Origin of the sequence: Paenibacillus tuaregi (assembly GCF_900086655.1) — a bacterium.
GTDB classification, from domain to species: domain Bacteria; phylum Bacillota; class Bacilli; order Paenibacillales; family Paenibacillaceae; genus Fontibacillus; species Fontibacillus tuaregi.
The window spans coordinates 343,040-354,827 of the sequence record NZ_LT575476.1 but is presented as its reverse complement, the minus strand read 5'-3'; the positions used below and the strand labels follow the sequence as shown (position 1 = coordinate 354,827).

The following is an 11,788-nucleotide window of genomic DNA, read 5'->3' as shown; positions in this document are numbered from 1 at the left end:
ATAGCCCCGTCCGCCTCTAGGCAGTGCAGTCTAACATGCGAAGGATTAGCCAACTTTTGATACACAACAATGGCTGGCCAAAGGCCGAACCATTGAGCGCACCCGAAGGTATAGTATTTTACTTTTTTAGCAGCCGCTGCAGCTTGGCATCCAGAATAGCCTGATTATCGAGAATATCAGTGAGCATCTCATAGATAACCTGGTTGGACACCTCTTCGGCTCTAAGGCCCTGCACCCGCTTGGCTTGGCGGAGCTGAATCTCCGCTGCTTTGACCCTGATCGGGTCTGCAGGAATATGGAAATGGTTCTTCTGGCTCGGCTTCTTGCCAGGGATGGATGGCTTGGCAGCAGACTCTGAGCTTCCGGTATGCTCACTTGAAATCGATGCAGCCGTCTGCTCCGTCCGTTCAGTCTGTTCAGGCTTGAGCTGCTGCTCCTTTTTACTTGACATCAAGTATCACCACCTTCAGTTCAGCATCACGGTCAAGCCCAAGTGTCCTTACCTTGAACTCCCCAGGCTCTTCACTGCTGATCGTAATTTCGGCTGTTCCCTTAACAGACTGTACCTGCTGCCGGATTCCAGCCACCTCAATCGAAATGGGCTCTTGGTAATCCCGGTGAACTTCCCCATTCCAGTCATGGATTGTAATATGAACAGTCAGATCTTCTGTGCCGTCCGCCGGGATGGACTCCTTATCCGCCTTCAGTTCAGCCAAATAACCCGTGAATTCTCCCTTCACATAACGGGTGAACAGCAGATTCTCATTCCCGTAAAGCTTCTCGTCAATCGGAACCAGGAATTCGGACTGAACTTCGCCGGACAGTGCGCTGAGCCCCTCTACCCTTCCCTTCGAATCAATCTGGGCATAATAATTAGGCAAATTCAATCACCTCCCACGAGTAGAAGTTGTAGGCATACTCGAAGCTTAAGCTGGAATGCACACCAATCTTGTTCGAGTCGATAATTCGTGCATTAAGATCCGTCACCGTGTATTCTAACCGGTTGCTTCCCAGCTCAGTCCGGGACTGGAATCCAGTAAAATGCACATTAATAAAAGCTTTACTGACATCAACAGGATCTATAATAATTTCCCTGTAATTAGTATCATCAGGTATGCTTCGGTCCCTGCGTAAAAATCCAGTACCTCGCTGTACTTTTTTGATTCCCACACCTCTCCACCCCGATCCATCGTTAAATTGAAGGTTTCCCTTATCTGATCTTAAGGAGATGCCGTTCACCTTCTCCGCCTGTGGACTATCCCCGGATAGTCTGGACTGCACTGAGGCGTTCAAGTAAATGGTCTTGTTCCCGTTACGCTGGGCCAGCACCAGCCGGTCCTTGCTATCGTAGCTGCGCAGCCCTTCCTTCCACTGTCCTACCGATGGCTGGACGGTAATGGCATGCTCATAAGGAATATCCACATAGAGGTACCCCCAATCCGGAATCGCATAGGTGCCCGCCTTGACGCGGAAATAAGTCCCCGCCGGCCCGTTCATGACGATAATCTCCTTCTCCAGCGTGAGCACTCCGCTTCCGTTGTCGATTACGTTTCCCTCCGCTATAATGCTCAGTCCCTGCAGGCGGGCATTCACGCCCCAAGGCCGAATATCTTCGAGCGCGTCTTCTCCAGCGCTGCCATGAAATCTGCTGTAGACGGACAGGCAGGACAGCACCGTCCTCGCCGAGCTTCCATGCGCGGTGACCGTCAGCTTCACATAGGTTGCGTCCATCGCTTTAGTGAACGGGATGAAGCTGAACGGCTCATACATTCCTCCGCTGAATGTATAGACCTGTGTCCATGTATTCCCGTCCGCGCTGACTTCGATATTAAAGCCCTTAGGCAGGGTGCTTATATCCGAGCCGACCCAAGAGCCGAAGGACATGCCCTCCACCTGGTTGTGCAGCTTCCCCAGTGAGATGGTAATAGACTGGGGCAGAGCGGCCTCTTTGGGGATCGACCACAGGTGATTGTCCCCCTTGCTCCCCCACTGAAAGGTATAAGGCGTCGTGGGCACCCCACTAAGCTCCCCTCCGGTGATCGTCACGGATTTGTACTTGGCTATATTAGAGCTCAGTCCTCCCGAACGCAGATGCTGGCGTTCAATGGAGTTCTTCGCGATTTTGTCACTTAGGATTGCACCCGCAGCTACCTTGTCACTGGTAACCGCCCCGGCGGCCAGCCCCTCCTTGCCGATCTGGGGCGCGTCGCCCGGCTTACCGGTATGGCGATGGCCCTTGGTATCGCTGAACAGGGCATCCGTGGCTTCAATATTCTCATTTTGTGCAATGCGTCTAACTGTATCTGTTGCCTCAAACGTCTTAAGTCCACTTGGCAGTTTACCCATCATTTCACACTCCCTTCTTAGGCTTCCAGACCTCCAATTGGTTCCAGTTCTTGTTCATCGCCTCAAGCTGCTCCCAAGTCAGCTTGGCTTCATCCAGCTCTTCCCACCGGAGATAGGTGAATTGATAATTAATTCCCAAATGAGCGGGTACGATCTCCCGGACCGCCGCTTTCACATCGTCCAGATTGGCCGGAATTCCTCTTGTGCCGATGAACGTAATGACAACTTCATATTTTTCAAAATTCTCCTGCACATCAATCTGCCCGTTCTCAAATGAATCGACCACAGACTTGATTACAGGCACGGTAACCGTACCGGAACCGCGCAGCTTCGACTTAATTAATGAACGCCGCTGATCCTCAGGCTTGCTCTCCAACACAGGAATTCCACAGATGGCCTCCCATCTGGACAATCCCCATGTCGCGGTCTCCACAAAGAACTGGTTAAGCAGATCCCGTACCTTCTTGTGGTACTCCATGATCTCATCCGACTCCTGCACAAGCAGATGCTGGACGATCTTGGAATCGGCATAATACTTGGGCAGGTAATCCTGCATATCCTGCTTAATCTCCCTCGGCATCTCACGTAACAATGAATTTCACCGCCCCGGGCACAGCCACATGGTCATCCTCAATTTGCAGATTGCCTTCCACTCCGTTTAGGGTCAGACTATCAAAGTCAATCACAGACTCGATATTCAAAAGCAGTCCCAGCACACGCTTGTGGCGTATGATAGACTCCCGGAAGGCCAAGTCCGCCAAGTATTCGGTCAGCTCCTTCGCAAACCTTATCTTGACCTCCTCAAGCGACGCGCCGCTCAGCAAGGTAAGACTGGCGGCAACCTCAATTTTGACTTCTTCCGCCGGACTTACGGTAACCTTGGCCCCTACCGGCCTGCGTTCCTCAACCGCAACCCGAACCTTCTCCACAATATCAGGAATCGGTGCCCGCTTATCATCCGACAGCAGGGCAAGCTTTACGGTCCCATTGCCTTTCCACACCGGAAACACCCTTACATCGCCAACTCCTGGCACCTCAAGTGCCCACTGTCTGTAGTGCCAGACATTTCCACTGGTAGCGGGTCTCCGCACCCGATCCAGATACCGGCCCAGCAGCGACTCATCGGACTCCAGATCTGCCCCGTTCACAAAGGCTTCCTTATTCGTCACCTCAACAATTCCGCTCAGATTACCAAGTACAAGCTTAATCTGACGGGCAGCCACATTGCCCCGGCTTCCGCCGAGAACCGCCTCCGCAGGGACCTGCAGCTTGCCAGACTTCATTGTACCGGCCTTTGTCGTCACGAACAGAACCGCTTGCTCTTCATCTGTAGAAACGGCCGTTCCCGCAGGAATCACAATATTATCATCCCCGCTGAACTCCAGAGTCCCTTGTGCTTTGACACTTGGTCTCCGGGTAAGCCCAAGCTCCGCAGCCCTTCGTTCAAGATACTCTGAAGGCTGCTGCGGACTGGCGAAGCCGAAACGGAGAACATTATCCAATTCTATGTAAGCGTGAGCCATCTCGATGGCTGCCGGTGAGAGCAGATCATAGGTGATTGCTCCCTGGCGCTTATCAATATCGTCCGGAATCTGGGCGAGCATCCGATCCAGAATTACATCCTTGGTTTCTTTCTCATACACGGCTAGATTGTCACCTCCTGTTCAATGATTCCATCACGGGTCTGCACCTGAAAGGATACATACAGCTCATCCGCCTTGCGGACGATCTGGAAGCGGCTTACCGCCTCAATCCGCTCATCATAAATCAAGGCTTCTGTAATCACCCTGGTAATTTCGCTCTTCAGCAGTTCTTGGGATATGTCCTGTCCCAGCAGACTATCGAGCTCGCAGCCGTATTGGCCGTTATAGATGAGATAGCGGTAACGGGCCGTGATAATCGCCTTGCGGATGAATTGTCTTAATGCTTCCATGCCGTCAATCATATGCCCGGTGAATTCTCCGGAATCGAAATCCAGGGCATAGGTCCGTGAAGACCGCGGCTCCGGTTGAACAAGAACAAACCGCTCCTCTTGCTTTCTTAGCGGAGACAATGCCATCAGTACATCACCACCCGGTCCAAAATAATATAGGTCTGCCCCTGCTGAATTCCTGCAACCACCACCCGGTCGTCCTTCTTGAGTTCGTCTATGAATTCAAGCTCCGCTCCCTCCACCGTCTGATCCGCATCCTTCAATTCGAGACTGGTGAAGGACAAGAGATGATCATGCGGACCCGGCGGCATCTGAGCCATCGTAACGCCCACCTTCAGACCTGTAGGCGGAGCTGGCAGGGGCGGACTGCTTGCGGAGAGCTTCATGCCTCCACTGCTCTTCAAATTGACCGTCCGCTTGTGCTTCGTCAGTGACTGTGCAACGATCAGGTCATCCTTTTCCAATTCCACGTTCATATGATCCACTTTAATCCTGAGTTCAGGAGGAGCATTTGTGACTGTTGCCAGCTCAATGGAGACGTCCGAGTTATATCCGATCGCCCGGATTAACTGAACAAGCTGACTTGCTCCTGAACCTTCAATTCTCTCCATGGGCTAGACCTCCTTAGACTCCTTGTATTCCATCTTCGGCAGCTCGTCGGTGGCCGACAGCGTCAGCGACATTTTGTGGACCCCGCCCTCAAAAGAGTGGTCGTCGGAGGACACATAGTACCCACCCAGAATCCCTGTCATCGACTCCTTAACGTACACCGCAGAGCCGGATACCACCTCATCAATGCCCAGGCATTCAACATGGGCCTCATCGTCAATGGTGCCCATATCCTCCAGAAGCTGCTTGGCCCGCTGCTCCATCTGGGATTTCGTCATGCTCTGGTCCGGCTTCTCCAGATGCTGCATGATGCCGAAGCGCTGAATCAGCCCGGCATCCATCGCACTTGCTGTCAGCTCCTTCTTCTTGCTGTCGCCACCAACCACCTTGATCTGGGTCTTCATTTCCTCAATCGATTGGGAGTAGCTGACACCCAGAATGTTAACCCCGTTCTCAAGCACCCACTTTACCTCCTGCTCCTTGCGGGGGAGAAGATGAAGCTTGCCTTTGCGGGAAGTCAGATAGAACTGCTCCCCTGTCTGTTTGCGGGTCTCGTTAATTGCCATGATCATCATTTCGAACAAGGTTTTGTCCCGAAACACCAGCTTTGGAATGACAAATCCGGTATCCTTAATCTCCCCTGTGTCTATCGAGAAATCACCACACAGCTTATTCACCACGGCAGACGCTGTCATCCCGCGAAAAATCCGGGTGTCCTTGTTCTTCGTCAAATAAATGTTCTCGTCATACGCCGTCAGTGACATCTGCCCCTGCGCATCAATCTGGTCGGAGAAAATAACACCCCGGAACAGCTCCTTCTTCTCATTCAAAATCAGCCTCAGCTCGTTTCCCTTCTGGGGCCTTTGAAGACGGCTGCGCATATCCGCGGTATTGGACATCTCCACCACCAGCTTCCGGGAAGCCTGCTTATTGTCCCCAGACCACTTAACCGACTTCACAATCGGATCGAGAAACGTCTGTACCCCGCCTTCGATATAAGCGACACTCCAGCTCATGAAGGAATCACCAGCTTCTGTCCGGGATAGATCGAATTCGGATTCTTCCCAATGGTCTGCCGGTTCAGATTGTAGATCTCATTCCAGCGGTCACCCTTTCCAAGTGTACGCTGAGAGATTTTCCACAGCGTATCCCCCGGTATAACCACATAAGCCTTCGGCGGGACGCGCGAGTCAGGTCTCACGTCCCGATCAACAACAACCGCTGCACCATGATCCGTATTCTCAATCTGGCGGAACTGAACCTCCTCATACTGCTTCAGCTCCAGATCGTAATACACATCCCCCGGGCTCCCCGCCCGCTCACTATACTGGAACGACCGGATCGTCACCTGCTTCTTGATCTCCGCTCCCGTGATGCTCAGCCGGATGGGACGGCGTGCCGCTATCCAGCCTTCGATCAGCTCTACCGTTTTCCAGGGGGCTTGTAAATCTTCGTATTCGCAGTAGCCGGGATGATAATCGCGTGGGAAGAAAGAGGAGAAGGAGTACACCTTCAATTCCGGGTCTCCGATGACCGTATATTCACCTAACTGGGTCACCTTCACATCCTCGTATCCATGCGAGCTCTTCACCGAGATCTGCTCCGGATTCACAGGCAGCCATAGCCGCTCCTCCATATCCAGCGTGGACAGCCAAAATTCTAGAGACGCCATCAGGCCATCAGCCCTCCTGCACTTTTAATTTCACGGGCAAGGGCTCTGGCAATGGCATCAATATCCGAGTCCTGCCGGACGTTAAATGTGTTGCCCGTGATGGAGATGGCCCCACCACCTGCCCCGGAGGCAGCCGAGTACTCCCGGTTCTCACTAGCCGTCATAATGCGCTCACCTTTATGAAGCCGAGCTTGCATACCGTCATAAGGGACATAGTCGAGACCGTGGTAATTGCTCTGGAGCGGCGCGCTGCCTGAGGTCGCTTGCCCTGCGACACCCTGCTTGACATTCATGGTGGCCGTCACGCTTTTGTCTTCCCCAAAGAATTTGCCAAAGAACGAGGATACTGCTGTAGATACGGACTCCACCAGATTCAGAATTCCCTGCATGTGATATTTGAACAGATACGCCAGACCCGCAATCGCTACGCCGACCAGTGCTATTACAGCGATAATTGGCAGGAACGGGGCAACCGCAGCCCAGCCCGCCACCGCCGACGCCCATAAGGCTGGTGCCAACAGGCCGAGGATCACAGCAGCCATGCCAGTAATAGCCGGCACCAAGATATCCGCCTGATTCGTAATGAACTCAATCACGCTGACCATCGCTTCCCCGAATGGCATCAGCGCCTCGCCAAGCGGGGCCAGCGCCAGGGTAATCCGGTTCTGCAGCGTGGCGAACCGGTCGCCGAAGCTCTCCACCGAGCTGGCGTGCTTCTGAATGCCGCCGTCTGACGCGTTCATGGCATCCATGATGCCCTTGAACTCCACCTGGCCTCCGCGCAATGCAGTCACCAAGTCTCCGCTAACCGAGGCGCCAAAGGTTTCCGTGGCAATCCGGGCGGCTTCCGTCTCTGTAGCTGCGGTGCGTATTTTATCCGCTACTGCCGAGATGCCGCCTGCAGGCAGCCCCTTCTTCAGGGCATCCTCGATCGGGGTAAGCCCCTGGCTTTGCCATTTGGCCATAAGTACCATGGATTGGTCGAAGCCCACCCCCATCTGCTTCAGCGGCTCACTGGACTTACCCATTTTCTTCATCAGATCCCCCATGGAGGTGTCACCGGCCCGGCTCGCCGCAAAAAACTTCTCCATCATCATCTTGCTGTCATCCGTCGCAATGCCCCATACACTCATCGCTTTGGCCGCCGACTCTGCAGCGGCTGCGCTGTCTGTTCCGGTAAGCCGCGACGCATCCAGAAGCGTCTTGGTCATGCCCTCCAGCTTCTTGCCGGTCAATCCGGCATCCCGGTTCAGAATGCCCATCGCCTTGCCTACCTCGGTCAGGCTCTGCGGAACCTGGCCGCCTACCGTTTTAAATGAGCCCACCAGAGCATCCATATCCATCGACGCAGCACCTGAAGATGAACGCAGCACACCAAAGGCCTCGCTGTACTTCTTGGCAGCTTCAATTGATTGGTCCTTGACCAGTGTGAACAGGCTGCTTGCCGTTCCGGTTACGGCGGAGAAGGCACCTTTATTCTTCTCTGCCATAACATGGAACGGATCATTACCAAGAGGCTTGCGCAGTTTCTGATATCCACGCTTCAGGGCACCCGGCGGATTATCGAACTTCGTCTTAATCCGGTCGCGAATGCTCAGCGGCTCCTTCTTGCTAAACCGGCCCTTGATCCGCTCCATCAGCCCCTTCTTCTCCGGGGCTACCGCCGGAGCCGCAGACTGGGCCGCAGCTGCAGCTTGCGCTGCCTTGGCCGCGGCGCTGGCTTTCTCCCGCGCCTCCTGCATGGCCTGCAGCCGCTCCAGCTTGCGCTTAGCCTTGCGGCCCTTCCCCGATGCAGCCGCGGCGATCGCCGCCTTCATCGAAGCCGCTTCAATCGCTTCGGCCTGTTCCGCTGCCGCCCTGGCTGCCTTCGCCGCCTCTTGCTTCGCGGCTTCGGCCCGGATGGCATAGGCCTTCTTAACGGCCTGCTTCCCGCCGCGGACCATCTCTATTTGCATGGCGGCGGCCAGAGCGGGGCCTTTCGCTGCCTTCTGCCAGCCCTCACTGATCTTGCTGTACACGCCCGGCTTTGAAAGATTGTTTGTCATTTCCGTGATCTTCGCAAGCAGCGTTCTCAGCTTCTCCGCACTAGATAAATTATTGCTCAAGCATCTTCACCTCCCGCCAATCCGGCTTATCCGCCTCTTCTGCGGGCGGCCAGCCGCTCTTCCCTCTTCTGCGCTTTCTCTTCCTCCTCCAGCTGAAGCAGCATCGACGCGTACATGAAGCGTTTGACCCCTTCTTCCTTGTTGTACACTTCATCCGGCGGAATATGATGCCGCTGGAAGATCAAATGCAAGAGGAAGGCTTCGCCGCCCGCCTTGATCAGTTTTTTATTTCATCGTCGTCGCTGTCGAAGCCGCTGATCTCCAGAATCTCTGTGGACAGCTTCGCAACTTCGCCCGCCAGCAGAAGGCCCAAAATCGCCTCAGTCGGAGTGCCGTACTTGTCGATGAGCTCCTTGGCCGACCAGTCTGGAATCAGACAGGCTTTCTGGATCACCAGCGCGCCGAACTGCTCTTCATCCAGCACCTTCTCCCGCTTCTGTCCTTTGCCTGTATAATGGGTGCACTGCTCCTGAATCCGGTTGATCGTCTTTCCATCAAGCGCCTGAATTTGAAAATCCACACCAAGCCGCTTCATGTGAACATCCTTTTGCGGCTTGCTATCAATACTTAGCAGGGCATGAAGCACGCTGCTCTGTCTGTTTTCTGCAAGAGCCATAATTACATCTCCTCTATATAGATTATTTGTTCCTAGGCGGGGCCAGATCAGGTGAGGTGCCTCAACACACCAAGAAGGCGGATCGGCACCTCTCCTGTAGAGCCGCACCCGGGGTGTCTGCTAAGCCCGGCTGCCGGTTAAGCCAGCCTATTCCGGATGAATAACATCCAACAGTTCATAACCGGTGAAGTTGAACGGAAGCTCCTCTTCCACCAGCGAGCCCACTTCGAAGTGAACGAGCGGGATTTTGTCGAACATAACCCCTTTAAGACGGACACGATAAGCCCCATAAGACTCCGGGTCCTCCAGCTTCAGAATCAATTCAGTAATAAACGTTCCCTTAGAGTCATCGGCAACCTGGCCGATCAGCTCCACAAACTCTGACGTCACCTTGTAACCGGAGATCGTTCCGGTTCCGTTTAGACCCGTAACCTTGTGTGCGGTCCAGCGGGTACCCGAACGTTTAATTTCCTCCTTTGTGATTTCCACATTCGCCTCGGCTGTTTTGATATTGGTCAGCCACTGCCCGTTGTGATACACGTATCCATAAGTTCCATTAATTACACGGGTTGCATCCAGCAAAATAAATCCCTCCTAAATAGTGTTCTGAATATGATCAAATCCTGATTTCCGGCTATATAAAATGAACTTATGAAGGTTGCCCTTATGCGGCGCTGCGATGCCGAGTGTTCTTACGACCGCTGTTGTCTCCGAAATGCTTGAACTAGATATCCACTAGGGCATTTCGGAGACAAAGGCGGACGCTCCGCTTCTTCAGAATCACTCGGCCTCTCCGCTGAGATCGGTTAATTCTAAAGTTCATTTATATAGACTGCTCCTGGTCCTATTCCTGTCTCCTGCTCCTCTTCCTGCTCCTAAACCTTCACCGTCAGGAAAATCCGTTCCATGCTGTCAATCTCTGTAAAGCTGATTAGCAGGAATACGCTATCCCCTTCCGATTTGCGGTCCGGGTCAAGTCCCACCACGATATCGGTAAGCACATTGTTCAGCTCAAGACGCTCCAGATAAGCCTTGACGGCAGCAATTAGGGCAGCCTGACCGTCCGCATTGTTATCCAGCTTGCCTATGTAGGAGTCCGCAGCCGTCTTAGGAATATCAGTTGCTACCGCCTGCCGTGCGCGGATGGCGCGAATTTTCTTCTTGCTGGTAACGAGCCCCTGCTCTACCTTTACCTTTTCCCCGTCATGAACAAGCACCAGTGAGCCTTTCTTAAGAGCTGTGGTCACTTCACTGTTCTTCAGCCGCTTGACCACATCCGTGGCGCGTACTGGAGTATACGTGATCGACTTATTAATTCCTGTACCGGCAATTAAGCCCGCAATATACGGTGCATATTGGGAAGAGCTGTACAGCTCGCCGTTGATGCTGGCGCCAGTAATCAAATTCACCACATAATCATCAGCAAGCCGGTCTGTCCGGGCGTTCCCAAGCTCTGGATTCAGATCATCTGCTGCGGTTCCACCAAAGATGGTGAGGAAGTGTTTACCTTCCCCCCGATTGCGGATGCACCAGTTGCGAGTGTTGTCCTGCTCCTCCGCCGAGAGCTCTCCCGGGAATACAAATACATTAAAGTTGCGGGATTCAAACGCATCTCTCAGCGCAAGATACACCTCTGCATCGCTCTTGGCCTTGGCTGGTGCGGCGGGCACTGTGTAGACCAGCACCTCTTTGGCTCCACCTTGCAGAATAAGACGAATAGGAGCCACATTGGCGATCCCAAACTTCTCTACCGCCTCAACCTCTTTCTCAATCGTATAAAACTTGCCTGCTTCAGCCGTGCCATATTGGAACAGCGGCAGCGCAACGGTGCCTCTGGCCCCTCCCTTGATCTGGGCCGCAGCGGCCTCCACGAAATTAATATAAAGACCCGGCCGGACTGGCAGAGTAATCGGATCCCATGTTCCACCCATATTAATGACCACCTTTCAAATTGTTGTGCATTCTGACTTCCACACGCTTCAACTTCGTAAATGTCTCCACAGCCACCGGCTCCCGGTACTGGATTTGAAGCACCGCGCTGCAGCGGACAAGGCCGTTCTCCTGCTCTTCCGCGCTGTCATAAGTGAAAGATTCCGCCTTAATTGCTTTCCCTGCTGAACCAGCAGCGGGAATAGACACCTGCTCGTTCATCACGTACCGGCTTAACGTGTCCATGCCAACTACCGCTTGCCGTGCGTTCTCCCCATAATGAACGACCGTATACTGTCGCTGTACCCAGGTCTGGGACAAGCTCTCGCCCCGGCGGATATCCTGCTTCAGCATGATGACGAACTGGCCTTTTTTCCGCTCGGCAGGCACAGGCTCCTGATAGGAGTGAACCACCGCATCCGGGAATTTGGCTTTAATAACCTCCGCAATACCGGTAATCTCTTCGGCAAGTGACATGATCTTTCATCCCCTTCGTTTACTTATCCCTGTTAGCCACCCTGATTAACTCAGGCGGCCTAGGCTTAGGCTCCCCCCCTTTCAACCTTCATGCCACCGCG

General features: G+C 53.7%; 15 protein-coding genes. All 15 read right to left on the bottom strand.

Annotated features, from left to right (window positions below; genetic code table 11):
- Positions 1-118: 118 nt before the first annotated feature.
- Positions 119-451, bottom strand: coding sequence for a hypothetical protein (locus BN6628_RS01955; protein WP_068613503.1), 333 nt, complete (start codon positions 449-451; stop codon positions 119-121).
- Positions 441-881, bottom strand: coding sequence for a hypothetical protein (locus BN6628_RS01950; RefSeq protein ID WP_068613500.1), 441 nt, complete (start codon positions 879-881; stop codon positions 441-443). The genes BN6628_RS01955 and BN6628_RS01950 overlap by 11 nt, the downstream gene beginning before the upstream one ends.
- Entirely contained in the window at positions 874-2,349 is a 1,476-nt protein-coding gene (locus BN6628_RS01945) for a discoidin domain-containing protein (RefSeq protein ID WP_068613496.1), read from the bottom strand. Before BN6628_RS01945 ends, BN6628_RS01950 begins: the two co-directional genes overlap by 8 nt.
- Before the next feature lies 1 nt (position 2,350).
- Entirely contained in the window at positions 2,351-2,938 is a 588-nt protein-coding gene (locus tag BN6628_RS01940) for a YmfQ family protein (protein WP_235847555.1), read from the bottom strand.
- Complete coding sequence (locus tag BN6628_RS01935) at positions 2,928-3,989, bottom strand: baseplate J/gp47 family protein (protein WP_235847554.1); 1,062 nt, start codon at positions 3,987-3,989, stop codon at positions 2,928-2,930. The genes BN6628_RS01940 and BN6628_RS01935 overlap by 11 nt, the downstream gene beginning before the upstream one ends.
- 2 nt (positions 3,990-3,991) lie before the next feature.
- Positions 3,992-4,405 carry a DUF2634 domain-containing protein gene (locus BN6628_RS01930; protein ID WP_068613492.1) on the bottom strand — a complete coding sequence of 138 codons (414 nt, stop codon included), beginning with the start codon at positions 4,403-4,405 and terminating at the stop codon, positions 3,992-3,994.
- A complete protein-coding gene (locus BN6628_RS01925) occupies positions 4,405-4,890 on the bottom strand; it encodes a DUF2577 family protein (RefSeq protein ID WP_068613490.1) in 486 nt (161 codons plus the stop codon). The genes BN6628_RS01930 and BN6628_RS01925 overlap by 1 nt, the downstream gene beginning before the upstream one ends.
- A gap of 3 nt (positions 4,891-4,893) precedes the next feature.
- Positions 4,894-5,904, bottom strand: a complete 1,011-nt coding sequence (locus BN6628_RS01920) for an XkdQ/YqbQ family protein (RefSeq protein ID WP_068613487.1) — start codon at positions 5,902-5,904, stop codon at positions 4,894-4,896.
- Positions 5,901-6,560, bottom strand: a complete 660-nt coding sequence (locus BN6628_RS01915; protein WP_068613483.1) for a LysM peptidoglycan-binding domain-containing protein — start codon at positions 6,558-6,560, stop codon at positions 5,901-5,903. Before BN6628_RS01915 ends, BN6628_RS01920 begins: the two co-directional genes overlap by 4 nt.
- Complete coding sequence (locus BN6628_RS01910) at positions 6,560-8,665, bottom strand: phage tail tape measure protein (RefSeq protein WP_068613480.1); 2,106 nt, start codon at positions 8,663-8,665, stop codon at positions 6,560-6,562. The genes BN6628_RS01915 and BN6628_RS01910 overlap by 1 nt, the downstream gene beginning before the upstream one ends.
- A gap of 26 nt (positions 8,666-8,691) precedes the next feature.
- Complete coding sequence (locus tag BN6628_RS01905) at positions 8,692-8,856, bottom strand: hypothetical protein (RefSeq protein WP_204249253.1); 165 nt, start codon at positions 8,854-8,856, stop codon at positions 8,692-8,694.
- A 26-nt stretch (positions 8,857-8,882) separates the two neighbouring features.
- Positions 8,883-9,281, bottom strand: coding sequence for a phage tail assembly chaperone (locus BN6628_RS01900; RefSeq protein ID WP_068613475.1), 399 nt, complete (start codon positions 9,279-9,281; stop codon positions 8,883-8,885).
- Between the two features lie 147 nt (positions 9,282-9,428).
- A complete protein-coding gene (locus BN6628_RS01895; RefSeq protein WP_316245785.1) occupies positions 9,429-9,863 on the bottom strand; it encodes a phage tail tube protein in 435 nt (144 codons plus the stop codon).
- 293 nt (positions 9,864-10,156) lie between these two features.
- Complete coding sequence (locus BN6628_RS01890; RefSeq protein ID WP_068613469.1) at positions 10,157-11,212, bottom strand: phage tail sheath subtilisin-like domain-containing protein; 1,056 nt, start codon at positions 11,210-11,212, stop codon at positions 10,157-10,159.
- 1 nt (position 11,213) lies between these two features.
- Entirely contained in the window at positions 11,214-11,687 is a 474-nt protein-coding gene (locus BN6628_RS01885; protein ID WP_068613466.1) for a hypothetical protein, read from the bottom strand.
- Positions 11,688-11,788 lie beyond the last annotated feature (101 nt).

Coding starts and splice junctions, on each gene's coding strand:
- BN6628_RS01955 (WP_068613503.1), bottom strand. CDS start 451: ATGTCAAGTAAAAAGGAGCAGCAGCTCAAGCCTGAACAGACTGAACGG.
- BN6628_RS01945 (WP_068613496.1), bottom strand. CDS start 2,349: ATGATGGGTAAACTGCCAAGTGGACTTAAGACGTTTGAGGCAACAGAT.
- BN6628_RS01930 (WP_068613492.1), bottom strand. CDS start 4,405: ATGGCATTGTCTCCGCTAAGAAAGCAAGAGGAGCGGTTTGTTCTTGTT.
- BN6628_RS01925 (WP_068613490.1), bottom strand. CDS start 4,890: ATGGAGAGAATTGAAGGTTCAGGAGCAAGTCAGCTTGTTCAGTTAATC.
- BN6628_RS01920 (WP_068613487.1), bottom strand. CDS start 5,904: ATGAGCTGGAGTGTCGCTTATATCGAAGGCGGGGTACAGACGTTTCTC.
- BN6628_RS01915 (WP_068613483.1), bottom strand. CDS start 6,560: ATGGCGTCTCTAGAATTTTGGCTGTCCACGCTGGATATGGAGGAGCGG.
- BN6628_RS01900 (WP_068613475.1), bottom strand. CDS start 9,281: ATGGCTCTTGCAGAAAACAGACAGAGCAGCGTGCTTCATGCCCTGCTA.
- BN6628_RS01890 (WP_068613469.1), bottom strand. CDS start 11,212: ATGGGTGGAACATGGGATCCGATTACTCTGCCAGTCCGGCCGGGTCTT.
- BN6628_RS01885 (WP_068613466.1), bottom strand. CDS start 11,687: ATGTCACTTGCCGAAGAGATTACCGGTATTGCGGAGGTTATTAAAGCC.